The organism is Afipia sp. GAS231, assembly GCF_900103365.1.
In the GTDB taxonomy this organism is placed as follows: Bacteria; Pseudomonadota; Alphaproteobacteria; order Rhizobiales; family Xanthobacteraceae; genus Bradyrhizobium.
Window position 1 is genome coordinate 43,081 of sequence record NZ_LT629703.1, and the last position, 23,071, is coordinate 66,151.

Consider the following 23,071-nt stretch of genomic DNA (forward strand, 5'->3'; position numbering starts at 1 on the left):
GTGACAGGGGTTAGCCGACCTTGGCCGAATATTCCTCGTCCGTGACCTTTTCCATCCAGGTCACGGCATTGCCGTCTTGCGCTTCCTGCATCGCCAGATGCGTCATGCCGTTGGTTGGCGAAGCGCCGTGCCAGTGCTTTTCACCCGGCGGAATCCAGACCACGTCGCCGGGGCGAAGTTCGCGGATCGGTCCGCCCTTGGCCTGGATCCGGCCGAGCCCTGCGATCACATAAAGCGTCTGGCCGAGCGGATGCGTGTGCCATGCGGTGCGGGCGCCCGCCTGGAACGAGACGGAATTCGCCACCAGCCGCGCCGGGGCGGAGGTCGCGATGATCGGGTCCTGCATCACGTTGCCGGTGAAATATTCAGGCGGCGCGACGCGGGTTGGCCGCGAGCCGGCGGGATGGAAATCCATGGGTTACCTCTCTTCGTTGATCTTTGTTCTTGTTACTTCTTGCTCGCCGCGTAGCGCGCCTTGGTCTCGGCGTTCATCGGATAAAGGCCCGGCAATGCCGCGCCGTTATTCACCTCGTTGACGATCCAGGCTTCCATCCGCTCCTGCTCCGGCCCCTCGGCCAGCACGTGGTCGAGCAGCGCCTGCGGGATCAGCACCGCGCCGTCCTGGTCCGCGACCACGATGTCGTTGGGAAATACGGCCACGCCGCCGCAGCCGATCGGCTCGCCCCAACCGACGAAGGTAAGGCCCGCCACCGACGGCGGCGCCGCAAAACCGTCGCACCAGACCGGAAGGTTGGTGCCGAGCACGCCTTCGACGTCGCGCACCACGCCGTCGGTGATCAGCGCGGCCACCCCGCGCTTGACCATGCGGGCGCAGAGAATGTCGCCGAAGATGCCGGCGTCGGTGATGCCCATGGCGTCGGTGACGCAGATGCAGCCTGCCGGCATCGCTTCGATCGCGGTGCGGGTCGAAATCGGTGACGACCATGACTCGGGTGTCGCCAGGTCTTCGCGCGCGGGCACGAAGCGCAGCGTAAAGGCCGGTCCGACCAGCCGCGGCAATCCCGGGCGCAGCGGTTTGGCGCCGCGCATCCAGACGTTCCGCAGGCCCTTCTTGAGCAGAACGGTGGTGATGGTGCCGGTGGAGACTTTGGACAGGGTTGCGACGGCTTCGGGGGACAGGGACATCTGGAATGCGGGCTCCGGGAGGGAATTGATGAAGGCAGCGCATCTTGCGGGGCGCGAGCATCGCGTCAAGGGTCTGCTGGATATGCGCCGATCACAACATCTTATCGACGCAATGCAGATTAATTTATTGAACTTGCAGGCTGATTTCGCACGAAGCGAATTCCACTTCGCCGCAAAACACGCTACAGGTTGGCTCTCGCCCAGAAGCTACGAGGCAGTTACGAGGCCATGGCCGCGCCGCTATCCCCGCCCCGCCTTTTGCCCAGTGGCGACAGCGCCATCACGGTGGAATTCAGCCGCACCATCGACGATGCCGCCAACCAGCGGGTGCTGGCGCTCGACCGCGCGTTGGCAGCCGAGCCGATCGCCGGCGTGACCGAGGCCGTGCCGACCTACCGGTCGCTGCTGGTGCATTACGATCCCCTGCAGGTCGGTTTCGACGATCTCGGCGAAAAACTTCTGGCGCTCGCACAACGGCCTGTTCCGGAGACAGCGGCGGCCCGACGCTGGCGCATTCCCGTCGTCTATGGCGGCGAGCATGGCATCGACCTCGAGGATGTTGCAAAAACCCTCGACACCACGCCCGACGACATCGTGGCACGGCACACGGCCGGCCACTACCGCGTCGCGATGATCGGCTTTACGCCGGGCTGGTCCTACCTCAGCGGGCTGGCGGATTTCCTGCACCTGCCGCGACGTCAGAACCCGCGGCTGCTCACCCCCGCCGGCACGATTTCCATCGGCGGCGTGCAAACCGGCGTGCAATGCCTCGCCGGGCCCAGCGGCTGGCATCTGCTCGGACAAACCGCGGTCCGCACCTATCAGCTCCACCGCGATCCGATCTTCCTCTTGGAGCCGGGCGACCAAATTACCTTTGCCGCTGTCGACGCCAAAACCTTCGCGGAGCAGGATCGCGCTGCTGATGCCGGCGAATTCATTGCCGAGTTATTGGCCTCATGAGCAAGCTCGTCATCGCATCGATCGGTCCGGCAAGCTCGATCCAGGACAACGGACGTCCCGGCTCCCAGCGCTATGGCCTGGTGCCGAGCGGCGCGATGGATCGCCTGGCGCTGGCGACGGCGAATACGCTGGTCGGAAACGCGCCATTTGCCGCCTGCGTCGAAATCGGCCCGTTCGGGGCGGCGCTTACGGCGCGCGGCAGCGCGGTCCGGATCGCACTCGCCGGTGCCTCACGAAATGCCGATATCGCCGGGCGCCCGGTGGCGCCGGATACGTCCGCGACGCTGGCCGATGGCGAAACGCTGACGCTCGGCTTTGCCCGCAGCGGTTCGTTCAGCTACCTCGCCATCGAAGGCAGCATTGCCGGCGAGCCGACCTTCGGCAGTCTTGCCGTCAACGCGCGCGCCGGCCTCGGCAGCCCCTATCCGCGTCCGCTGCAGTCGGGCGACGAATTGCAGACCAAGGCCGCCAGCGGCGCGGCCGAGCGGCGGATCGAACTGCCGGCCACATCGGACGCGCCGATCCGGGTGGTGTGGGGACCGCAGGACGACGAATTCGCCGACGACACCAAGAAGCTGTTCGTCGACAGCGAGTGGAAGATATCGGCTACCAGCGACCGCATGGGTTACCGGCTCGAAGGCCCTGTTCTCAAACATCTGCACGGCCACAACATCGTTTCCGACGGCACCGTGAACGGCAGCCTGCAGGTGCCCGGCAATGGCCAGCCGATCGTGCTGATGCCGGACCGCGGCACCAGCGGCGGCTATCCCAAGATCGCGACCGTGATATCAGCCGATTTCGGCCGGTTCGCGCAGACCCCGGCCGGGCGGCCGTTTCGCTTCCAGGCGGTCAGCATGGCCGAGGCCCACGCCGAAGCGCGCAGGTTTGCCGAGCTGCTGCGCTCCCTGCCGGACCGGCTGCGTGCCATCGAAAGCGTTGATCTCAACCTCGACGCGCTGCACGATGCCAATGTCGCAGGCTATGCCGTCAGCGCGATCGACGCCGGTACCTGGCAGGCCGAGATAACGGGGCCGGACTAGCCGCCACAGCATCCAGAGAAGAAAAGCGGACGGACATCATGACAACGATCGACCTCAATTGCGATCTCGGCGAAAGCTTTGGCCCGTGGGAAATGGGCAATGATGCCGCCATGATCGAACTCGCGACATCGGTCAACGTCGCCTGCGGCTTTCATGCCGGCGATGCCGACATCATGCGCAAAACGGTCGAACTGGCGAAAGCGCGCGGCGTCAGCGTCGGCGCGCACCCCGGCTATCGCGATCTGCATGGTTTCGGCCGGCGACCGGTGCCGGGTCTGACGTCGTCCGAGATCGAGAACCTGATCGCCTACCAGATCGGCGCCTTGCAGGCGATCGCAACCGCGGCCGGCCACAAGGTGACCCACGTCAAGGCGCACGGCGCCATCTCCAACGTCGCCTGCGAGGACGACATGACGGCACGGGCCATCGCCAACGCCATCAAGGCGGTCGATCCCAATCTGATCTTCGTGGTGCTGGCCAACTCAAAACTGGTGACGGCCGGCGAAGCGGCCAATCTGCCGATGGTGCACGAGGTATTCGCCGACCGCGCCTACGAGGACAACGGCAATCTGGTCTCGCGCAAGAAGCCCGGCGCCGTGCTGCACGACGCCAGGGAAATTGCCGATCGGGTGGTGCGGATGGTGCAGGACGGTGCCGTGGTCTCGGTTACCGGCAAGGTCATCAAGATGCGCACCGACACGGTCTGCATCCATGGCGACAACCCGACCGCGGTCGAGATCGCCCGCGGGGTTCGTCAGGCATTGGATAAAGCCGGGATCAAGGTGGCGCCGTTCAGGACGGGCGCGTAGCGTTTTCGAGCGAAGTTGGATCCGGTCCGCGCAAAGAAAACGCGTCAGATATAGACCACCAATCCCTAGAACGGATGTACCGAAAACGTGCCGAACACGACGGCTGCGATGACCGCAAGCGCGCTGTACAGCGCGGCGGTGTGAAATCCGGTTCCGGTCTTTCGCGACAGCGAGCGCGCATACAGGTGCAGGCGGGCTTCCGCCGATATTTCGCGCATGGTGGATCTCCAACGCAGCATGGGATGCATATGGAATATCGTTTGCGCCCGGATTCAAGCCGGCCGGAAAAATAGCGATGCGGATGCTTCCCCGGACTCGCTTTTCGGATGAAAATTCTCCGGTCGGGATTCCCGTGAGAATTTTATTCGGGCCGATTTGAGCTAATCGGAACCCGAATTTACTATTTTGGCGGGTGAATGGGGACCGCTTCGCCCGAAAGCGCTACGCGCTAGTACACGTCCTGCTGGAACCGGCCCCTCTTCTTCAGGTCCGCGACAAACAGGATGGCCTCGTCGGTCGAGCGTGCGCCGAACTGGGCGACGATGTCGACCAGCGCCCGCTCGACGTCCTTGGCCATCCGCTTGGCATCGCCGCAGATGTAGACGTGGGCGCCTTCGGCGAGCCACGTCCAGACCTCGCGGCCGACCTCGCGCATGCGATCCTGGACGTAGAACTTCTTGTCGCCGTCGCGCGACCACGCCAGCGACAATCGGGTCAATAGACCTGAGGTCTTCATCCCATTCAGTTCGTCGGCATAGAAGAAATCGCAGTCGCTGCGCTGGTGGCCGAAGAACAACCAGTTCTTGCCGGGCGCCCCGGTGGCGCGGCGGTCGTGCAGGAAGGCGCGGAACGGCGCAATGCCGGTGCCCGGACCGACCATGATGATCGGCGTCTTCGTATCTTCCGGCAGCGCGAAGCCATGGGCCTTCTGGACGTAGACCTTGAGTTCGTCGCCCGGATTGATCCGCTCCGAAAGGAATGTCGATGCAAGTCCGAGACGCTGGCGCTTGTTGATCACGTAACGCACGCAGTCGACCGTCAGCGACAGCTTTCCCGGTGTCGCATTGTGCGACGACGAGATCGAATAAAGCCTGGGCTGCAGAGGTTCCAGCGCCTCGACAAAGGCCTCGGGGTGCGGACGGACGCGCGAAAACTTCTGCAACACCGCCATCACGTCCAGCGTGGCGGCGTCGCCATCGGGGTCTTCGCCTTGCGCCAGCGCGCGCGCCTTCTCGCGCAGCGCGCCGCCGGTGAGGTACGAGATCAGCTCGAACAGCGAGTCCGGCGCCGGAGACAACGAGACATCGTCGAGCAAGACCTCGCGCAATGTCTTGCCCCTCACCGCCGTGGTATGCGACGCGCCGAGCAGCGCGATGACCTGGTCCACCAGGCCGAGATCGTTGCGGGCAAAGATGCCGAAGGAATCTCCGACGACGTAATCGAGTCCGCAGCCGGACAAGTCAAATTCAATATGCCAGGTTTCCTTTTCCGAACCCTTGCCGTTCAGCAACCGGCGCGACAGGAATTTTGCCGGCGCCGGATTGTCTCGCGAGCGTCCCGCTTCCGCGACCACGGCCGGTGCCACGGGCGCGGCTGCCGTTGCCGACGACGGCGATGGTGGCGCTTTGTCGATCTCCTCATAGAGCGACTTCAGCATCCGCGCGGTTTCCTTGCCGCCGGGGACGCAGAGATTGAGGCGCGCTTCGCTCTTGCTGGCGATCGCTTCGGAATAGTTATGGCAGTCGTAGCCGCACTGGCCGCAATCCTGCTGCGCCATCGCCGCCATGAACTTTCGTCGCAACGGGCGGCCTTCGGCGAGCTTCATGCGATCGGCGATCGGCATGGTCTGGTCGTGCCAGGGCGCTTCGCCGTCGTCGCCATCGCCGCCGGCCATGACGGCGGCACCCTCTTCGGCCGACAACGGCGTCGGTGCGTCCGACAACAGGCCGGCAAAGAAGCCGTTCAGCCATGACCGCTGCGCTTCCGAAAACGGCGCGCTGCCCGGAATGATCTCGATCTTCGGCGGGGGCGTGATCTGGTTCATGAGGACACCTCGGCATCGGCGAGCCTGCGCAGCGTCTCGCCGTCATGGCGGCGCGCAAACGAAAGGAAGGTTTCATCGGGCGATGAGCGATGTGCGAGATACGCTTTCAGCAGCCGCTCGACCGCCTGCGGCGCATCCTCGGCCTTGAGATCGTGGAAGACCTCCTGCCCGACATCCGCGTTGGGACCGAAGCCGCCGCCTGCGAACAGATGATACCCTTCGACGGTGTCCTCCTCGCCGACTGGCACCCGCGCCCCGATCAACCCGATATCGCTGATGTAGTGCTGGGCGCAGGAATGGTGGCAACCGGTGAGATGGATGTTGAGCGGCGTCTCGATATTGACCCGCGGCTCGCACCAGTCGCCGATTGCGGCGGCGTGCAGCTTGGTATTGGACGCCGCGAACTTGCAGCCGGCATTGCCGGTGCAGGCGATCAGGCCGGCACGAATCTGCGAGGCCTCGACCGCCAAACCAACCGCCTTGATCGCCGCGATCGCGAGTTCGACATTTTCGTCGCGCACGCCAGGGATCAGCAGGTTCTGCCAGACCGTCAGACGGATATCGCCGTCGCCGAGGTCCTGCGCAATCTTGGCCAATCCGCGCATCTGCTCGCAGGTAACCTTGCCGAGCGGCAGCGCGACGCCGATCCAGTTCAGGCCTTGCTGCTTCTGCATGTGAACGCCGATATGGGCCATGCGGTCGAACGCCGGTCGCGGCGCCAACGCTTCCGCCGGCACCCGCGTAAAGGCCTGCCCGAGCCGCGCTTCGACCAGTTCGAGAAACTTGTCGTGCCCCATCGCGTCGAGGACATACTTCAGGCGCGACTTCTGCCGGTTGGTGCGGTCGCCGGTGTCGATATAGGCGCGGACGATCGCGTCCGACACTTTGGTTGCGTCGGCCGGCTTGACGATGATGTCGCCGTATTTGGCGAAATCGCGGTGACCGGTGATGCCGCCGAGGCCGAGGCGAAACCAGACGCCGGGCTCGACGCCGAAACCGTCCTTCACCTCGACAGCCGAAAACGCGATGTCGTTGGTGTCTTCCAGCACCGCGATCTTGCCGGCGCCGTCGAAGGCGACATTGAACTTGCGCGGCAATCCCGTCAGCGAGCGATCGTTGAGGATGTGGTAGTGCCACTCGCGGGCATAGGCGCGGGTGTCGAGTATTTCCTGCGGATCGATCCCCGCCGTCGGCGTGCCCGTGACGTTGCGGATGTTGTCGGCGCCGGAGCCGCGCGAGCACAGGCCGAGGTCCTGAATACCCTCGATCAACGCCGCCGAATTCTTGAAGGGTATCTCGCGCACCTGCAAATTGGCGCGCGTGGTGACGTGACAGAACGGCCCGCAAAGCTGTTCGGCGAGATCGGCGAGGCCCGCGAACTGCCAGTGCTTCACGATCCCGTTCGGAATCCGCAACCGGCACATGTAGGAGTCTTGCGCCGGCGCGACGTAGAACAGGCCGTAATAGCGCCAGCGAAAATTATCCGCAGGCGACGGCGGCTTGTCGTCGAGCGCCTGCTGCCGTAACCGCGGATAGGCATCGAACGGATGCTCTTCGCGCTTTACCTTCTCCATGTCGGCGAGCTTCTTGCCCGCTGCAACGACCTTGTCCTGGGCCTTGATATGCGCGGCTTCCGGTCCGGTCGGCTCGGCGTTCGCCTTGCTGCCGCCGCCGAGACCACGCCCAACGCGGCTGATCTGCAAGCCCGTGGTGAAGCCTTCGAGATAGCGCTTCTGCTCGTCCGAAAAGTCGACTGAAAGTGTTTCGATTTTCATGGTGCGCGACGAAGCTCCTGCGGCCACGATCGGTGGCAGAACGAAGTTGGTGGGGCGACCGCTTCGAACCCGGCTCAGCGGTTACGCTGGGCCATTTCCGGGAGACGATCCGACCAGCTTCGTTGCTGCGAAAATCCATCTTGGACGTAGGCCAGCCGGCTTCTCCGACGTCTGGCTGCACTGCAACATACAAGTTGCGTGCCACACTGAGTCGATTTGAATACGCAGTTATTTCAGATGGTTATGGGATGGCTTGGGAAACAATGAAGACAAATTCATTGCTGTATGCAAGCAATATGCGCATAAATTAGGCAACTATGCTCGACGCCCAATTTCTTATCAGAAGAAGAGATCAGGCGTTACGGCTTCCAGTGGCCGATCTTGAACGCCGCCAGATGCCCGGCGATGTCGGCCGGGTCAAAGGCAGGCCCGGCAAACGCGCCGACAGCGTCCGAGGGGCCGGCCGCTTTCGCCTGTTGCTGCCCCATGGCGGTGTCGTAGAGATCCGGCCGGAACACGTCCATCGCGGTCTTCAGCGCCTCCGGGCGCATCGCGGTCTGCCCCCATCGCACCATCTGGGCGTAGAGCCAGGCAGCCTGCACCGGATCCGGCCGGGCCGCGCCCTCGCGTCCGACCAGGAGATAACGGCTGCTCTCGCGCCGCGCGCCGTCGGGCGAAACCTTCAGGCGGCCGTCGAGGGTCCGTTGGATCACTTCCGCATCGACCCCAATCCGCTCCGGCTGCGCCAGGATGCGCGCGGCCTCGGCGCGGTTTTCAGGCTGCTCGATGAATACAGCGGCGCGCGCGGCCGCCCGGATCAGGGCTGCCAGCACCTCCGGATTCTTTTCCGACCAGCTCTGCCGAACCGCGAGCACCTTCTCCACGGCACGCTGCAGGATATCGGACACAAAATGCAGGATGTGACCGATGCCGAGATCGACGGCGACCGAGTTCCAGGGCGCGCCGACGCAGAACGCGTCGACATGTCCATTGGCGAGGCTGTCCACCATGTAGGGCGGCGGCAGCACCACGAGGCGAACGTCCTCATCGGGATCGACCCCGCCCGCGGCCATCCAGAAACGAAGCTGGTAGTTATGGGTGGAGAACGGGAATGTCATGCCGAAGGTCAGCGGCTCCGCACCGCTGGCGCGCCGTTTGGCGACGACCCGGGACAGCGCCAGCGCGGTCGCCATCGGATTTGTGGCCTCACCCTCGAGTTCGCCCATGATCGCCGCGTGCAGCGCCGGCGATACCGTAATGGCATTGCCGTTCAGCCCGAGATTGAACGGCGCCACAATGGGAACCTTGACGTGCCCGAGCCCGAGGCTCGAGGCAATCGCCACCGGCGCCAGCAGATGCGCGGCATCGAACAGGCCGATGTTGAGCTTGTCGCGGACGTTGGACCACGACACTTCCCGCACCAACGTGACATCGAGCCCTTCGGCCGCGGCAAACCCCTTGTCGACGGCGATAATCAGCGCGGAGGCGTCAACCAGCGGAATGAAGCCGATGTGGAGCGGTGTGGTCATTTCAGCAACTCCGACGCGGTCAGGATCGACTGCGCGATCTCGCCGATCTTCTTTTTCTCGCGCATCGCGGTGGAGCGCATCAGCACATAGGCCTCGTCCTCGGTGAGGCCCTTCACCTTCATCAGGATTCCCTTGGCGCGATCGATCACCTTGCGTTCCTCGAGCGCGGATTTGGTGCGGTCGAGTTCGTCCTGCAGCTTCGAGAACGCATTGAAGCGGGAGATGCAGAGGTCGAGGATCGGCTTGATCCGCTCCTTCTTCAGGCCGTCGACGATATAGGCGGAAACGCCGGCATCGACGGAGGCCTGGATCGAGGCCGCATCGCTCTGGTCGACGAACATGGCAATCGGCCGCCGAACCGCGCGGCTGACCTGGAACATCTGTTCCAGAACGTCGCGGCTGGGGTTTTCGAGGTCGATCAGGATGACATCAGGATCGAGCGCGTAAATGCGCGCCAAAAGGCTCTGCATTTCGCGGATATGGACGACGCCGGTAAAGCCCGCCTCCCGCAACCCCTCTTCCAGGATGGCCGCGCGGATCGGGCTTTCGTCGACTATGACGATCTTCGGTGACGACTCAGCGCTCATCGATCAACTCTTTACCCGGTCGGGCATCCATAGCACGTCAAGGCCGGCCGCAAAGCCTTGTAATTATGAGCAATTGGGACTAGCTCGGGGAAACCTGCTTCCCGCAAGTCGCAAACGTCCAACGCACAACTTTCTCACCTAGGATGCTCTTAGCGCGCGGCCGGCCAATATATTCCCAGCATGAACGCTGCAAATCCTCCAACCAAGCATCATTACATCCCTGCCTTCTACTTGAGGCGTTGGCTTGGTTCTGATGGCAAGGTAATCGAATTCACCAAGCCGTATCACGACATCGTCGTTAAGCCGATCGTACCCGAGAGGACTGGTTATCAAGAAAGGCTGTATGAGCTGAAGGGCTACGAGCCAGAGCTTGCACAGCAGATCGAGGAAAGCTTCTTCAAGCCTCTCGACACTTGGGCATCTAACGCGCTCGATATGCTCGAGCGCTATGGCCACAACGCTCCTTGGGACGCCGACAGTCGATCCGCATGGACGCGCTTCATCCTTTCACTGCTACTGCGTTGCCCCGAAGATATCGCTCTGTTTCGGGAACGGTGGCACGGAGATTTTGGTCAAACCGATGAAGCTGCCGAGGCGAAGTATCGAGGTGCGCGGAAAGACGGCGACCCAGACACGTTTGCAGAATTCCTCGATCGTCAGCCATTGAGTTTGAAAGAGCGGTATCAATTCAAGGTTCTGCTCAAGCTGATCGACCATGGGGAAATCGGCCAAGAAATGAACAACATGTATTGGCGCGTGCTGCAGACACCGGCCGACGCCCCGACATTGCTGACCTCAGACCGCCCCATCATGCGAACCAGGAACCTCAAAAGGCCCGAGGGGCATATTGCTCTTCCTATAGGTCCAAGGCTGCTCTTCATTGCGTCAGCCGACACCGATTTCCTAAAGCAGCTCCTTAAAGTAGGCCAGCTAAAGCTAGTGAAAGAGGTTAACCGGCAAATTGTCGAGAGCGCCACTAGGTTTGTCTACGGTGTCGACGACAAACAATTTCGCTTTGTGCAGAATCATTTCGGAAAAGCGCCGCAGCCAAGGCTGATGGAGAGCCTGATGAAGGGATAAAGCCTTGTAATTGCGAGAAAATAGGACTAGCTCGTGCCTATCAATCAGGCAGATGTGACATGCAACAGGCCGCCGCGCCCAAAGTCAGCTTTGTATCGCTGGGATGCCCCAAGGCGCTGGTGGATTCCGAGCGCATCATCACGCGGCTGCGCGCCGAAGGCTATGAGCTCGCACGCAAGCATGACGGCGCCGACATCGTCATCGTCAACACCTGCGGCTTCCTCGACAGCGCCAAGCAGGAATCGCTCGGCGCCATCGGCGAGGCCATGGCCGAGAACGGCAAGGTCATCGTCACCGGCTGCATGGGCGCCGAACCCGAGCAGATCGAGGCGGCCTATCCCGGCGTGCTCTCGATCACGGGTCCGCAGCAATATGAGAGCGTGCTGGAGGCCGTGCACCGCGCGCTGCCGCCGGTCCACAACCCGCATCTCGACCTGGTGCCGCCGCAGGGCATCAAGCTGACGCCCAGGCACTACGCCTATTTGAAGATTTCCGAGGGCTGCAACAACCGCTGCAGCTTCTGCATCATTCCGAAACTGCGCGGCGACCTGGTGTCACGCCCGGCGGGTGACGTGCTGCGCGAAGCGGAAAAGCTGGTCACCGCCGGCGTCAAGGAACTGCTCGTTATCTCGCAGGATACCTCGGCCTACGGCGTCGATATCAAATATGCCGAGAGCCCGTGGAAAGACCGCCAGGTCCGCGCCAAATTCTTCGATCTCGCCAAGGAGCTCGGCGAGCTCGGCGCCTGGGTACGGCTGCAATATGTCTACCCCTACCCGCATGTCGACGAGGTCATCGGCCTGATGACCGAAGGCAAGGTTCTGCCCTACCTCGACATTCCGTTCCAGCATGCGAGCCCGGAAGTTCTGAAAGCGATGAAGCGCCCCGCCGCGCAGGAAAAGACGCTGGCGCGGATCAAGAAGTGGCGCGAGGAATGCCCCGACCTGACGCTGCGCTCGACCTTCATCGTCGGTTTTCCCGGCGAGACCGATTCCGATTTTGCGTATCTTCTCGACTGGCTGGAAGAGGCCGAGATCGATCGTCTCGGTTGCTTCAAGTATGAGCCGGTCGCGGGCGCGCCGTCGAATGCGATCGGCAATCCGGTGCCTGACGAACTCAAGCAGGAGCGCTGGAACGCGCTGATGGCGCGGCAGCAGAAAATCTCCGCGCGGCGCCTCAAGCGCAAGGTCGGCACGCGGCAGCAGGTCATCATCGACGAGGTCGGTCCGACCGTCTCGAAAGGCCGCTCCAAGGCCGATGCGCCGCAGATCGACGGTTCGGTCTATCTGTCGAGCCGTCGCCCACTCAAAGTCGGCGAAATCGTCACTGCCAAGATCGAACGCGCCGACCAATACGATCTGCACGGCAGCGTCGCGGGATTCTGAAAGTAGTCTCATCCAGATGTCCGATCACCTGAAAGAAATTCCGCCCGCAGCCCAGTTGCTCGGTCGGGAAATCATTTCGGTCGATCCACAATCCGGCGAGGTGACACTGCGATTCACGGCGAAAGAGGAATTCGCCAACCGCCACGGCACCGTGCAAGGTGGCATGCTGGCGGCGATGCTGGATTCCGCGACCGGCAATGCGATGATGGCGAGATTACCGTCGCATTTGACGGCGGTCACGACCCGCCTCGACACGCAGTTTCTGAAGCCGGCTGCGCTCGGCCCGATCACGGCGACCGCGCGCCTCATTCGCCAGGACGAACGCAACGCCGAGGTGCAGGGTGAACTCACCGACGGCAACGGCATCGTCGTCGCAACCGCCCGCGCCGAATTGCGCCTTCGCGAGCGCAAGGTATCCTGACATCAGCCCGAAACGATCCGTCACCTTGCAAAGCCGCTTGACATCATCAGCCGTTCGGCTGTATGGCCCTCGCCCATGAACCTCAACCGGACCAACCGCCGCGCATCTTTCCGTCGTCGCTCCAGCGACGATGATGGGTTGCGCCGTGTCCGACGAGACAGCTGATTAACTAGATCAGCAACTTTTCGAGAAGGCCGCACCCAAAAAGTGCGGCCTTCTTGCGTTCAAGCCCGCCTCTTCACCAGACCTCGACAGGAGACCAACATGACCAACGCCATCCATCCGTATGACGCGCTGATGAACATCACCGCGCGACCGCCGACCGTCTTCGTCAAGGGAGACGGCGCCTATCTCTGGGACGATAGCGGCAAGCGCTATCTCGATTTCATGCAGGGGTGGGCCGTCAATTGCCTCGGCCACTCGCCGGCCATCGTCGCCGACGCGCTGGCAGCGCAGGCGAAGCAACTGCTGACCCCCAGCCCGGCCTTCTTCAACGGACCGAGCCTGAAACTCGCCAATGCGCTGGTCGCCAACAGCTGTTTCGACCAGGTGTTCTTTGCCAATTCCGGCGCCGAAGCTAATGAAGGCGCGATCAAGCTGGCGCGCAAATTCGGTACGCTTTACAAGGGCGGCGCGCATGAAATCATCACCTTTGTCGGTGGCTTCCACGGCCGTACGCTGGCGACCATGTCGGCATCGGGCAAGAAGGCGTTCGAACCGCTGTTCGAACCCAAGGTGTCAGGCTTCCCGAAGGCGCAGCTCAACGATATCGAGTCCGTCAAGCGACTGATATCGACCAAGACGGTGGCCGTGATGCTGGAGCCGATCCAGGGCGAAGCCGGCGTCTGGGCGGCGACCGATCAATTCCTGCGGCAGTTGCGCGCGCTGACCCAGGAGCGCGGCTTGCTGCTGATCGTCGACGAGATCCAGACCGGCATGGGCCGGACCGGCAAGCTGTTTCACTACGAACATGCCGGCATCGAGCCCGACATCATGACGCTCGGCAAAGGCATCGGCGGTGGCGTGCCGCTGGCGGCGTTGCTGGCCACCGAATATGCGTCCTGTTTCGAACATGGCGACCAGGGTGGCACGTTTAACGGCAATCCGCTGATGTGCGCGGCGGGACTGGCGGTGCTCGAACATGTCGCCGCGCCGGCGTTCTTGAAATCGGCTGTCGAAGCCGGGCTATTTCTGGAAAGCGAGTTGCAAAAGTTGTCGGCGCGGCATGGTCTCGGCGAAGTGCGTGGCCGCGGCCTGTTGCTGGCACTCGATCTCAAGCTGCCGATCGGCGCCTCGATCGTGGCACAAGCGTTTGCGGAGGGCGTGCTGTTGAACTCGCCTCAGCCGGATGCGCTGCGCTTCATGCCGGCGCTCAATGTCTCCAAGGAGGAGATCGCGGACATGATCGGATGTCTGGATACGATCCTGACCAAGGCGGGTGCGGCGCGGATGGTGGCGTAGTTGAGTTCGTCATTCCGGGATGGTCCGAAGGACCAGACCCGGAAGTTCGAGATTCCGGGTTCGATGCTACGCATCGCCCCGGAATGACCTGCCCAAACCTACGGCCTTAAAATCGCGGCCCCCGTGGTCGCCCTGCCCTCGAGCTCGATATGCGCCTTCGCCGCATCCTTCAGCGCGTAGGCGTGATTGATCGGCACATGGAGCTTGCCGTTGATGACGGCGGCGAACAGCGTGTCGGCGCCTTCGAGCAATTCCTTGCGGGTGCCGACATAGTCGTTGAGCTTCGGCCGCGTCGCGAACAGCGAACCGTGGTTGTTGAGTTCGGCGAGCGCGAACGGCGGCACCGGGCCCGACGCGTTGCCAAAACTCACGAACAGTCCGCGTGGCTTGAGACAGGACAGCGAGCCCGGAAACGTGGTCTTGCCGACGCCGTCATAGACGACGTCGCAGAGTTCGTTGCGGCTGATCTGCTTGACCCGGTCGACGAAATTTTCCTCGTTGTAGAGGATGACATGGTCGCAGCCATTGGCGAGCGCGAGATCGGCCTTGGCCTTGGAGCCGACCGTCCCGATGACATGCGCCCCCATCGCGCGCGCCCACTGGCAGGCGAGCAGGCCGATGCCGCCGGCCGCCGCATGGATCAGCACGCGGTGGTGCGGCTCGACCTTGAAGGTCTTGTGCAGGAGATACCAGACCGTCAGTCCCTTGAGCATCAGGACGGCGCCCTGCTCGTAAGTGATGTGGTCGGGCAGCTTTACGAGTTTGTCCGCGGGAATCACCCGCTCGGACGCGTAGCCGCCGAGATTGAAATAGTAGGCGACGCGGTCGCCGAGGTGGAAATTGGTGACGCCTGGTCCAACCTCAATCACTTCGCCCGCGGCCTCATTGCCGGCGATGAACGGCAGGCTGGGTGCCTTATAGAGGCCGGTGCGGAAATAGACGTCGATGAAGTTGAGGCCGACGGCGTGCTGGCGGATGCGAACCTCGCCCGGTCCGGGCGCCGCGACCACCACGTCCTCATACACGAGCGCTTCCGGGCCCCCCACCTTGTGCACCCGCACGGCCTTGGTCATGACGGTTCTCTCCCTCGGTATTTCCTTGAACGCCGACCTTCGAAGCGAAAGCCATCGCCGCTGCGTTGTCAACTCGCCGGCCGAAGCCGGCTAATTGGCAGCCCTCTTACGGTTGCGCTTGACGAGCACATTGAACATTTCGACGGTGGCCGAGAACGTGATGGCAAAGTAGATGTAACCGCGTGGAATGTGGAACTTGAATCCGTCCGCCACCAGCGCCACGCCGATCAGCACCAGAAACGCCAGCGCCAGCATTTTCGTGGTCGGATGTTCAGCCACGAACCGCGCCACCGGGCCGGACGAGACATACATAATGATGCAGGCGATCACGACGGCGGCGATCATGATTGCGAGATCCTGCGCCATGCCGATCGCGGTGATGATCGAGTCCAGCGAGAACACCATGTCGATGACGATGATCTGGACGATCACCCAGAAGAACGCGCTGGCCTTGCCGGCGCCTTCGGGCTCCGCGTCGCGCGCCTCGACTTCGGCGTGAATTTCGTGGGTCGCCTTGGCGATCAGGAACAGTCCGCCGCCGATCAGGATGATGTCGCGCCAGGATAGCGCCACGCTCTTCACGGTCAGAACCGGCTCGGTCAGGCCGATCAGCCAGACCAGCAGGCTGAGCAGGATGATGCGGAACACCAGCGCCAGCAGCAGGCCGATCTGACGGGCGCGCTTGGCCTGGGCTGCCGGAATCCGCGAGACGATCACCGACAGGAAGATGACGTTGTCGATCCCGAGCACGATCTCCAGCGCCGTCAGGGTCAGCAACGCCGCCCACGCTTCCGCGCTGGTCAGTAATTCCATCATGCCTTGAACGCCTTGATTCGCCTGATGACGGCATCGCTGCCGACGATATAGGCGGCGATGAAACAGAGCCCGGCTGTGATGGGAACGCCGACATTGAAATCACAGGCCAGCGTGTAGATCGCGAGCCCGGCCCATACCGCCAGCAGCCACAGCGTCAGCCAGCGCAGCCGCACCACGCGAACCGGATGCAGCGTGTGAAACGGCGCGAACGTCAATACGATCAGGACCGCGATGCCGAGGCTGGACCAAACCGGCGGCCAGTGCAGCAGGAACAGATAGAACGCCGCCGCATTCCACAACGCCGGAAAGCCGCGAAAATGATTGTCCGATACCTTCATGCGCTTGTCGGCGAAATACAGCGCCCCTGACACCACGACGCCGATACCGAGCAGCGGCGCCGCCAGCGGCAGCAGCAGCCCGCTCGCCGTAATCGCATAGGCCGGAACGAAGACGTAGGTGACGAAATCGACGACGAGGTCGAGCACCTCGCCCGACCAGTTCGGCTGCAAGCGCACCACATCGAGCTTGCGCGCGATCGGCCCGTCGATGCCGTCGACGATCAGTGCCACGCCAAGCCAGCCGAACATGTTGGCCCAGTGCTCGCGCACGGCTTCCAGCATCGCGATCAGCGCAAAGCCGGCGCCCAGCGCCGTGAAGACATGCACGCCGAATGCGGCGAGCCGCATCCGGGCCGATCCCGGGGCTGAAATGGGCTGACTGATCTGGTTCATTGTCCGGGCAGTGCTATCAGGAATCGCCGTGATTTGCATATCCGCGCTTGCGGCGTTCCGCCGCGCAAACCAGTGGAAACAATTATGCCGGTTAACGCCTTGAAAATGCATTCGAGAACGTCAATTGTCCCGGGATGAACGATACATCGCCAATTTATGACACCGTTGTGATCGGCGGCGGTCCGGCGGGATTGACCGCGGCCATTGCGCTGGCCGGGACCGGTGCACGAACCGCCCTGCTCGCCCGCCGCACGCCCTATGCCGACAATCGCACCACCGCGCTGCTTGGCGCGTCCGCCGACCTGCTCGAACGCCTCGAGGTCTGGCCGCGCTGCCGGGACAAGGCCGCCACCTTGCAGACCATGCGCTTGGTCGACGACACCGGCCGGCTGATCCGTGCGCCGGAGGTGCGGTTTTCCTCCAAGGAAATCGGGCTCGAACAGTTCGGCTACAACATCGACAACCGTTCGCTGATAGCAGCACTCGAGGAACGCGCCGGCGAATTGTCCAACCTGACACGCCACGACGACGAGGCCGCAGCGATCGAGCCTGATGACGCGGCGGTTACGATCCGCACCAGCCGGGGGCAGGTTCTGACGGCACGGCTGGTGGTCGGCGCCGATGGTCGGCAGTCGCCTTCCCGCGCCGCCGCCGGCATCGACGTTATCAGGCGCGACCTGCATCAGTCGGCGCTGACGTTTAACATCGCCCATTCGCATCCCCACAACAACATCTCCACCGAGTTCCACACGCCGCAGGGCCCGTGCGTGTTCGTGCCGCTGCCCGGCAACCGCTGCAGCGTGGTGTGGGTGCAGGCCACGAAGGAGGCCGAACGGCTGATGGCACTCGGCGACGACGAACTGTCCGAGGCCGCCGAAAAGCAATCGCACTCCATCCTCGGCCGCGTTCAGGTTGAGGCCGGACGGAATGTCTTTCCGCTGACGATCGAGAGCCCGAAGCAATTCGCCAGCCATCGCGTCGCGCTGGTCGGTGAATCCGCCCATGTGCTGCCGCCGATCGGCGCACAGGGCCTCAACATGGGACTGCGCGACGCCGCCGATCTCGCCGAGATCGCAGGGAATGCGATGTCGCTGGGCGAAGATCCCGGTTCGCCGCAGGTATTGGCACGCTATCAATCAGCCAGGCGCGCCGACGTCGCCAGCCGCACGATCGCGATCGACATCGCCAACCGCTCGTTGCTCAGCGACTTCATCGCCGTGCAGTCGCTGCGCGCGGCCGGCCTGCATCTGCTCAGCTCATTCGGCCCCTTGCGGCGACTGGCGATGCGCGAAGGGCTGGCGCCCTCATGGAAACGGGTGAGCTAGGCGCAACGCCGGACTGGGGATGCGAGATGGTCGCCAGCGACAGCTTTGCCGATTTCCTGCGCGAGCAACTCGCGCCGTTGGGCCGCGTCGCGATGCGGCGCATGTTCGGCAAGACCGGCGTCTTCTGCGACGGGCTGATGTTCGCCATGGTCACCGACGATACGCTTTACTTCCGGGTCGACGACCACAACCGGGAGGCCTTTAGGGAGGCCGAGTCGTTTTCGCCGCTCAGCTACGAAAAGAACGGCGAAACCATCGATCTCTCGTTCTGGCGCGCGCCGGAGCGGCTATTCGATCAACCCGAAGAGCTGGTGAGCTGGGCGCACGAAGCCATGGGCGCGGCGCACCGGGTCGCGGCGAAGCGAAAACGCCCCGTGCCAAAGCGCAAAAGCGAGCCGCGGGAGGCCATCTCCAAATCCGGCAAGCGCCGACCGGCAGCGCGTCGATAAACTCCACGCCGTTTACGGAAACACCAGCCGTCCGGTCTGGATGAACCACATCACGCTGGTCAGCGTCACCACCGACGCAAACGTTCCGATCAGCACGGCAACCGACGCCGGCTCGATCCAGGTGTTGTTCTGCCGGGCGATCACGAACACGTTGAGCGCCGGCGGCAATGAGGCCATCAGCACGGCGGTAGCCGCCCATGGCTGCGCGAACGGCCCAAACAGCAGCATCAATCCGAACACCAGCAACGGATGGATCAACAGCTTGATCGCGATCACGCCGGGCACTTCCCAGGGCACGCGGTCGAACGGGCGCAACGCGACGGTGACTCCCAACACGAACAATGCGGTCGGCGCCGCGGCGTTCTGCAGGAACTGCAGCGTCTTGTCGATCGCGACCGGCAATTCAAGGTGCAGCGCTGCCGCCAGCGCGCCGGCGGCAGCCGACATGATCAACGGGTTGAGCACGATCTGCCGCGCCGCCACGCCGATCGCGTGCCACGGCGACGGATGATCGCGGTCGGTGAGCGCAATCAGCAGCGGCACGATCGAAAACAGGAAGATGCTGTCGCAGCAGAAGATCAGCGCGGTGGGCGCCGCCGCCTTGGCGCCGAGCACCGCGAGCGCGAGACCCGGTCCCATATAACCGATATTGCCGTAGGCGCCGGCAAGCCCCGCCATCGTGGCCTTGCGCAGCGAGAGCTCGCCGACAACCCGGCCTGTCACCATGGCCAGCATGAACGCTGTCACGGTGCCGAGCGTGGTCGCAATCAGGAACGGCGGGTTGTTCAATTCCGAAAACGGCGTCTTCGACATGATGCCAAACAGCAATGCCGGCAGCGAGACATACAGCAGGAAGAAATTCATCCAGGCGAGGCCCGCTTCCGGCAACCCCTTACCTTTGCCGCAAGCGAATCCAATGAAGATCAGGCCGAAATAGGGAATCGCAAGGTTGAGGATATCGGCCATCGCGTAAACGTCTTTTCGTCAGTCATTCCGGGACCATGGCGCCGGGTCTGGCCACCATGCGTGAGGGTTAAATCGTCCTTTTGCCCCTAGCATCGGCCACAATCATGGTCTATTCGACGAGACATGATTAAAGCGCGCACCGCCAAATTTCAGATCGGGCAGATCGTCCGCCACCGGGTGTTTTCGTTCCGGGGCGTGATTTTCGACATCGATCCGGAATTCAACAATACCGAGGAATGGTGGTTGTCGATCCCGGAGGAGGTTCGGCCCCACAAGGACCAGCCGTTCTATCACCTGCTCGCCGAGAATTCGGAGTCCGAATACGTCGCCTATGTCTCCGAGCAGAATTTGCTGCCCGACGATTCCGGCGAACCGATCCGTCATTCGCAGGTCGCCGAGATTTTCGTGAAGGACAAATCGGGCGGCTACCGCCCGCGCAATCCGTCGCTCAACTGAGTCCGGCCAATCGATCGTTCGGCAAAACCAACATTCGGCTCAACTAAAAAGGCGCCCACCCGGGCGCCTTTTTGTTTGTCTCGCGACCAGCGTTACTTCGATGCCGGATTTGCAGGAGCCCCACCCGCGGGCGTGTTGGCTTCCAGCTTCTTGCGCGCTTCTTCAGCCCGCTTCTGCAGTTCTTCCTGCAGCTTCTTCTGGTTTTCCTCGAACACCTTCGGATCGGTCGGCGGGCCGTCATAGGCCTTGGCGAATTCGCCGGCCAGCGGCAGCGGCAGCGTCAGCGGTGCGCCGTTGGAATTGATCGCCTGGACCACGAGGGTCTGGCCCTTCTTCAGGTTGGCGATCAGCTCGGGCGTTGCTTCATAGTCGGACATGCAACCGTTCTGGAAGCAGATCACGTAGGGGCTCTGCTGCGGCGCGTTGGCGTCGACGATGATCCGGGTTCCGTGCACGAGCTGCATGCCAAGCGGCAGCGTCACGCGCAGGATCTTCTTCGGCTCGCCTTCGGGCTCGATGATGACGGCGGCAATGACCGGCTGGCCGGACTCGATGCGACCGTCCTTGCCGGTAAAGCAAACCTGCTTGGCGCCGGCATCCTGCCCCTTCAGGCAGAACTTGGTCCAGGGCGCATAAATCAGCTGAACCTGCTGGTCCGCAGGCTGTGCACCAGCGGCAGGCGCGCCAGCGGCCGGCGGCGGCGCCTGTTGGGCGGCCGGCGCAGGTGCCGGAGCGGGCGCCTTGGGAGCGGCTTTCGGGGCGGCCTTGGCTTTGGGAGCCGCCGTGGGCGCGCCAGGCGCGGGGGCCGGCGTCTGGGCCTGCACGGCGGAAGCGACCAGCGTCGCGGACAGTGCCGTCGCCGCCAACAAGGCGAAAACCCGCCCATGCGGCCGAACCGACGCGGCCAAGATACGGAAATTCATTGCGGAAAACCCTTTCTGAACGGGAGCGCCCGAAACCGCACAGGCACCGACACCTAGCCGTTTGGGCGGCTGTCTCCTAGTCAATTGAGGCGGATACGTGACAGGCCCTGCCGCCGTCGCCAATTGCACGCCTTCAATACAGCGACCGACGAAAAGATCAATGCCGACAGGCATCTTTGGTGTCCGTCACGGCGGACGCCGGCGCTATGGTAAAGCTTGACTGTGTGCATTTCCGAATCATATCCGCGCGTGGCGATGATCGACTTTCGACCGATCCACTCAGCTTTTGCGGCCAGCGTAGCGCTGGTGTTCGTGCTGTCGCCGATCGCCGCCGTCCCCGCGGCGCGGGCTGCCGAAGCTTTCGGCATCGCCATGCACGGCACGCCGGCCCTGCCAGCGGATTTCACGCATATGCCCTACGCCAATCCCGATGCGCCGAAGGGCGGGCGGCTGGTCTGGGGCCTGCCGGGCACCTTCGACAGCCTCAACCCGCTGATCGTCCGCGGTCTCGCGCTTCAACAGATCCGGGGCTTTGTAGTCGAGAGCCTGATGGCGCGCGGCAACGACGAAGCCTTCACGCTCTACGGCCTGCTGGCCAACAGCGTCGAGACCGACGATGCGCGAAGCTATGTCACGTTCCATCTCGACCCCCGCGCACGTTTCTCGGATGGCAAGCCCGTTACGGCCGATGACGTGCTGTTTTCATGGGCGCTGCTGCGCGACAAGGGCCGCCCCAACCACCGCCAGTATTATTCCAAGGTGACCAAGGCCGAAGCGACGGATCCGCTCACGGTGCGGTTCGAGCTCGGCGGCGCCAATGACCGCGAACTGCCGCTGATCCTCGGCCTGATGCCGGTATTGCCAAAGCACGCCATCGATCCCGCCACCTTCGAAGAGACCACGATGACAGGACCGGTCGGCTCCGGCCCCTACCGCGTCAGCGCGGTCAGACCCGGCGCGAGCGTCACATTCACGCGCAACCCCGACTATTGGGGCCGCGACCTGCCGGTCAATCGGGGCCTGTGGAATTTCGACGAGATCAGGTTCGATTTCTATCGCGAGTCCAACGGCCAGTTCGAGGCGTTCAAGCGCGGGCTATATGATTTTCGCGTCGAAACCGAGCCGCTGCGCTGGCACGAGGGCTATGATTTTCCCGCGGCCCGCACCGGAGATTTGGTCCGCGACACCATCAAGACCGGCATGCCGCAGCCATCGGAATTCCTGGTGTTCAACACGCGGCGTCCGGTGTTTTCAGACATCCGGGTGCGGCAGGCACTGACCCTGCTGTTCGATTTCGAGTGGATCAACCGCAATTACTTCTTCGGCCTCTATACGCGTTCGGCCGGCTTCTTTGCCGGTTCGGAACTATCCGCCTATGGCCGCAGCCCCGACGAACGCGAGCGTGAACTTCTCAAGCCGTTCGCCTCGCACATCCAGCCTGACATTCTCGACGGCAGCTACCGCCTGCCCGTCACCGACGGCTCGGGCCGCGATCGCACGACCCTGCGCAGCGCGCTCAACCTGCTGTCGAAAGCCGGCTACGATCTCGACGGCACCGTGCTGCGCCAGCGTTCGACCAAAGCGCCTCTTACGTTCGAGATCCTGGTCACCACCCGCGATCAGGAACGCATCGCGCTGGCCTACACCCGCGACCTCAAGCGCGCCGGCATCGAGGCCGGCGTGCGCGCGGTCGATCCGGTTCAATTCGACCAGCGCCGGCTCGGCTACGAGTTCGACATGCTGCAGAACCGCTGGGACCAGTCGCTGTCGCCCGGCAACGAGCAATCGTTCTATTGGGGCAGCCAGGCTGCCGACATACCGGGCACGCGAAACTACATGGGCGCAAAGGAGCCGGCCATCGACGCCCTGATCGCTGCCCTTCTCGAGGCGCGCGAACGGCCGGCCTTCATCTCTGCGGTGCGGGCGCTGGACCGGACCTTGATGTCGGGCTTCTACGCTATCCCGCTGTTTAACGCCGGTGAGCAATGGATCGCGCGATGGAATCGGATAGAAAGACCTGAGAAGACTGCTTTGACCGGCTATCTGCCGGAAACCTGGTGGCAGAAGCCCGACCCGCAACCGAAATGATTGCATT

23 protein-coding genes are annotated in these 23,071 nt (G+C 63.2%); 11 read left to right on the plus strand and 12 right to left on the minus strand.

What is annotated here, in order from left to right; genetic code table 11:
* Positions 1–10 precede the first annotated feature (10 nt).
* Both BLS26_RS00150 and BLS26_RS00155 read right to left on the minus strand, forming a co-directional pair.
* On the minus strand, positions 11–415 hold the full coding sequence (locus tag BLS26_RS00150) for a cupin domain-containing protein (RefSeq protein WP_092507352.1): 405 nt from the start codon (positions 413–415) through the stop codon (positions 11–13).
* A gap of 32 nt (positions 416–447) precedes the next feature.
* Positions 448–1,146 carry a ribonuclease activity regulator RraA gene (locus BLS26_RS00155; protein WP_092507354.1) on the minus strand — a complete coding sequence of 233 codons (699 nt, stop codon included), beginning with the start codon at positions 1,144–1,146 and terminating at the stop codon, positions 448–450.
* 228 nt (positions 1,147–1,374) lie between these two features.
* On the opposite strand from BLS26_RS00155, the gene pxpB reads away from it, so the two are divergent.
* The 3 genes from pxpB to BLS26_RS00170 are packed head-to-tail and all read left to right on the plus strand — an operon-like array spanning position 1,375 to position 3,955.
* Complete coding sequence (gene pxpB, locus BLS26_RS00160; RefSeq protein ID WP_092507356.1) at positions 1,375–2,106, plus strand: 5-oxoprolinase subunit PxpB; 732 nt, start codon at positions 1,375–1,377, stop codon at positions 2,104–2,106.
* Entirely contained in the window at positions 2,103–3,146 is a 1,044-nt protein-coding gene (locus tag BLS26_RS00165; RefSeq protein ID WP_092507358.1) for a biotin-dependent carboxyltransferase family protein, read from the plus strand. Before pxpB ends, BLS26_RS00165 begins: the two co-directional genes overlap by 4 nt.
* A gap of 38 nt (positions 3,147–3,184) precedes the next feature.
* The gene (locus BLS26_RS00170) at positions 3,185–3,955 is read left to right on the plus strand and encodes a LamB/YcsF family protein (protein ID WP_092507360.1); all 771 of its coding nucleotides are present in this window, start codon (positions 3,185–3,187) and stop codon (positions 3,953–3,955) included.
* 65 nt (positions 3,956–4,020) lie between these two features.
* Here the strand turns inward: BLS26_RS00170 and BLS26_RS00175 are convergent, their stop codons facing one another.
* The 5 genes from BLS26_RS00175 to BLS26_RS00195 all read right to left on the minus strand — a co-directional run bounded on the left by BLS26_RS00175 (position 4,021) and on the right by BLS26_RS00195 (position 9,890).
* Positions 4,021–4,173, minus strand: a complete 153-nt coding sequence (locus BLS26_RS00175) for a hypothetical protein (RefSeq protein ID WP_172804513.1) — start codon at positions 4,171–4,173, stop codon at positions 4,021–4,023.
* A gap of 230 nt (positions 4,174–4,403) precedes the next feature.
* Entirely contained in the window at positions 4,404–5,999 is a 1,596-nt protein-coding gene (locus BLS26_RS00180; RefSeq protein WP_092507362.1) for a sulfite reductase subunit alpha, read from the minus strand.
* Positions 5,996–7,774 (minus strand): NirA family protein, encoded by a 1,779-nt coding sequence (locus BLS26_RS00185; RefSeq protein ID WP_092507363.1) that lies wholly within the window; start codon positions 7,772–7,774, stop codon positions 5,996–5,998. Before BLS26_RS00185 ends, BLS26_RS00180 begins: the two co-directional genes overlap by 4 nt.
* A gap of 359 nt (positions 7,775–8,133) precedes the next feature.
* A complete protein-coding gene (locus BLS26_RS00190) occupies positions 8,134–9,303 on the minus strand; it encodes a CmpA/NrtA family ABC transporter substrate-binding protein (protein ID WP_092507365.1) in 1,170 nt (389 codons plus the stop codon).
* Positions 9,300–9,890, minus strand: coding sequence for an ANTAR domain-containing response regulator (locus BLS26_RS00195; protein ID WP_092507367.1), 591 nt, complete (start codon positions 9,888–9,890; stop codon positions 9,300–9,302). Before BLS26_RS00195 ends, BLS26_RS00190 begins: the two co-directional genes overlap by 4 nt.
* Before the next feature lie 180 nt (positions 9,891–10,070).
* Between BLS26_RS00195 and BLS26_RS00200 the strand changes: the two genes are divergently transcribed.
* From BLS26_RS00200 to BLS26_RS00215, 4 genes are all read left to right on the plus strand, one after another.
* Positions 10,071–10,970: a DUF4238 domain-containing protein gene (locus tag BLS26_RS00200; RefSeq protein ID WP_092507369.1), complete on the plus strand. Its 900-nt coding sequence runs from the start codon at positions 10,071–10,073 to the stop codon at positions 10,968–10,970.
* A gap of 59 nt (positions 10,971–11,029) precedes the next feature.
* Positions 11,030–12,355: a 30S ribosomal protein S12 methylthiotransferase RimO gene (gene rimO, locus BLS26_RS00205; protein ID WP_092507371.1), complete on the plus strand. Its 1,326-nt coding sequence runs from the start codon at positions 11,030–11,032 to the stop codon at positions 12,353–12,355.
* A gap of 16 nt (positions 12,356–12,371) precedes the next feature.
* On the plus strand, positions 12,372–12,776 hold the full coding sequence (locus BLS26_RS00210) for a PaaI family thioesterase (RefSeq protein ID WP_092507373.1): 405 nt from the start codon (positions 12,372–12,374) through the stop codon (positions 12,774–12,776).
* Positions 12,777–13,040: 264 nt separating this feature from the next.
* On the plus strand, positions 13,041–14,237 hold the full coding sequence (locus BLS26_RS00215) for an acetylornithine transaminase (RefSeq protein WP_092507375.1): 1,197 nt from the start codon (positions 13,041–13,043) through the stop codon (positions 14,235–14,237).
* A 98-nt stretch (positions 14,238–14,335) separates the two neighbouring features.
* On the opposite strand, the gene BLS26_RS00220 is transcribed toward BLS26_RS00215, so the two are convergent.
* The 3 genes from BLS26_RS00220 to pcsA all read right to left on the minus strand — a co-directional run bounded on the left by BLS26_RS00220 (position 14,336) and on the right by pcsA (position 16,857).
* Positions 14,336–15,310 (minus strand): quinone oxidoreductase, encoded by a 975-nt coding sequence (locus BLS26_RS00220; RefSeq protein WP_092507377.1) that lies wholly within the window; start codon positions 15,308–15,310, stop codon positions 14,336–14,338.
* 90 nt (positions 15,311–15,400) lie between these two features.
* Positions 15,401–16,126, minus strand: a complete 726-nt coding sequence (locus BLS26_RS00225; protein WP_092507379.1) for a TerC family protein — start codon at positions 16,124–16,126, stop codon at positions 15,401–15,403.
* Positions 16,123–16,857: a phosphatidylcholine synthase gene (gene pcsA, locus BLS26_RS00230; RefSeq protein ID WP_092507380.1), complete on the minus strand. Its 735-nt coding sequence runs from the start codon at positions 16,855–16,857 to the stop codon at positions 16,123–16,125. The genes BLS26_RS00225 and pcsA overlap by 4 nt, the downstream gene beginning before the upstream one ends.
* A gap of 134 nt (positions 16,858–16,991) precedes the next feature.
* Here pcsA and BLS26_RS00235 point away from each other — a divergent pair, with 134 nt between their 5' ends.
* Positions 16,992–18,182 (plus strand): UbiH/UbiF family hydroxylase, encoded by a 1,191-nt coding sequence (locus BLS26_RS00235; RefSeq protein WP_092507382.1) that lies wholly within the window; start codon positions 16,992–16,994, stop codon positions 18,180–18,182.
* A 26-nt stretch (positions 18,183–18,208) separates the two neighbouring features.
* On the plus strand, positions 18,209–18,631 hold the full coding sequence (locus BLS26_RS00240; RefSeq protein WP_092507383.1) for a TfoX/Sxy family protein: 423 nt from the start codon (positions 18,209–18,211) through the stop codon (positions 18,629–18,631).
* Positions 18,632–18,643: 12 nt separating this feature from the next.
* Here BLS26_RS00240 and BLS26_RS00245 read toward each other — a convergent pair whose 3' ends face one another.
* Positions 18,644–19,597 carry an AEC family transporter gene (locus tag BLS26_RS00245; protein WP_092507385.1) on the minus strand — a complete coding sequence of 318 codons (954 nt, stop codon included), beginning with the start codon at positions 19,595–19,597 and terminating at the stop codon, positions 18,644–18,646.
* A 123-nt stretch (positions 19,598–19,720) separates the two neighbouring features.
* Between BLS26_RS00245 and hspQ the strand changes: the two genes are divergently transcribed.
* Positions 19,721–20,053: a heat shock protein HspQ gene (gene hspQ / locus BLS26_RS00250; RefSeq protein ID WP_027537766.1), complete on the plus strand. Its 333-nt coding sequence runs from the start codon at positions 19,721–19,723 to the stop codon at positions 20,051–20,053.
* A 92-nt stretch (positions 20,054–20,145) separates the two neighbouring features.
* Here hspQ and BLS26_RS00255 read toward each other — a convergent pair whose 3' ends face one another.
* On the minus strand, positions 20,146–20,976 hold the full coding sequence (locus BLS26_RS00255; protein WP_092507388.1) for an invasion associated locus B family protein: 831 nt from the start codon (positions 20,974–20,976) through the stop codon (positions 20,146–20,148).
* Positions 20,977–21,231: 255 nt separating this feature from the next.
* Between BLS26_RS00255 and BLS26_RS00260 the strand changes: the two genes are divergently transcribed.
* Positions 21,232–23,064 carry an extracellular solute-binding protein gene (locus tag BLS26_RS00260; RefSeq protein ID WP_092507390.1) on the plus strand — a complete coding sequence of 611 codons (1,833 nt, stop codon included), beginning with the start codon at positions 21,232–21,234 and terminating at the stop codon, positions 23,062–23,064.
* Positions 23,065–23,071: the final 7 nt, after the last annotated feature.

Coding starts and splice junctions, on each gene's coding strand:
- BLS26_RS00185 (WP_092507363.1), bottom strand. CDS start 7,774: ATGAAAATCGAAACACTTTCAGTCGACTTTTCGGACGAGCAGAAGCGC.
- BLS26_RS00210 (WP_092507373.1), top strand. CDS start 12,372: ATGTCCGATCACCTGAAAGAAATTCCGCCCGCAGCCCAGTTGCTCGGT.
- BLS26_RS00150 (WP_092507352.1), bottom strand. CDS start 415: ATGGATTTCCATCCCGCCGGCTCGCGGCCAACCCGCGTCGCGCCGCCT.
- BLS26_RS00195 (WP_092507367.1), bottom strand. CDS start 9,890: ATGAGCGCTGAGTCGTCACCGAAGATCGTCATAGTCGACGAAAGCCCG.
- BLS26_RS00225 (WP_092507379.1), bottom strand. CDS start 16,126: ATGATGGAATTACTGACCAGCGCGGAAGCGTGGGCGGCGTTGCTGACC.
- BLS26_RS00190 (WP_092507365.1), bottom strand. CDS start 9,303: ATGACCACACCGCTCCACATCGGCTTCATTCCGCTGGTTGACGCCTCC.
- BLS26_RS00240 (WP_092507383.1), top strand. CDS start 18,209: ATGGTCGCCAGCGACAGCTTTGCCGATTTCCTGCGCGAGCAACTCGCG.
- pxpB (WP_092507356.1), top strand. CDS start 1,375: ATGGCCGCGCCGCTATCCCCGCCCCGCCTTTTGCCCAGTGGCGACAGC.
- BLS26_RS00215 (WP_092507375.1), top strand. CDS start 13,041: ATGACCAACGCCATCCATCCGTATGACGCGCTGATGAACATCACCGCG.
- BLS26_RS00175 (WP_172804513.1), bottom strand. CDS start 4,173: ATGCGCGAAATATCGGCGGAAGCCCGCCTGCACCTGTATGCGCGCTCG.
- BLS26_RS00235 (WP_092507382.1), top strand. CDS start 16,992: ATGAACGATACATCGCCAATTTATGACACCGTTGTGATCGGCGGCGGT.
- BLS26_RS00180 (WP_092507362.1), bottom strand. CDS start 5,999: ATGAACCAGATCACGCCCCCGCCGAAGATCGAGATCATTCCGGGCAGC.
- BLS26_RS00220 (WP_092507377.1), bottom strand. CDS start 15,310: ATGACCAAGGCCGTGCGGGTGCACAAGGTGGGGGGCCCGGAAGCGCTC.
- pcsA (WP_092507380.1), bottom strand. CDS start 16,857: ATGAACCAGATCAGTCAGCCCATTTCAGCCCCGGGATCGGCCCGGATG.
- BLS26_RS00165 (WP_092507358.1), top strand. CDS start 2,103: ATGAGCAAGCTCGTCATCGCATCGATCGGTCCGGCAAGCTCGATCCAG.
- BLS26_RS00245 (WP_092507385.1), bottom strand. CDS start 19,597: ATGGCCGATATCCTCAACCTTGCGATTCCCTATTTCGGCCTGATCTTC.
- BLS26_RS00155 (WP_092507354.1), bottom strand. CDS start 1,146: ATGTCCCTGTCCCCCGAAGCCGTCGCAACCCTGTCCAAAGTCTCCACC.
- BLS26_RS00170 (WP_092507360.1), top strand. CDS start 3,185: ATGACAACGATCGACCTCAATTGCGATCTCGGCGAAAGCTTTGGCCCG.
- BLS26_RS00200 (WP_092507369.1), top strand. CDS start 10,071: ATGAACGCTGCAAATCCTCCAACCAAGCATCATTACATCCCTGCCTTC.
- BLS26_RS00260 (WP_092507390.1), top strand. CDS start 21,232: ATGATCGACTTTCGACCGATCCACTCAGCTTTTGCGGCCAGCGTAGCG.
- rimO (WP_092507371.1), top strand. CDS start 11,030: ATGCAACAGGCCGCCGCGCCCAAAGTCAGCTTTGTATCGCTGGGATGC.
- hspQ (WP_027537766.1), top strand. CDS start 19,721: ATGATTAAAGCGCGCACCGCCAAATTTCAGATCGGGCAGATCGTCCGC.
- BLS26_RS00255 (WP_092507388.1), bottom strand. CDS start 20,976: ATGAATTTCCGTATCTTGGCCGCGTCGGTTCGGCCGCATGGGCGGGTT.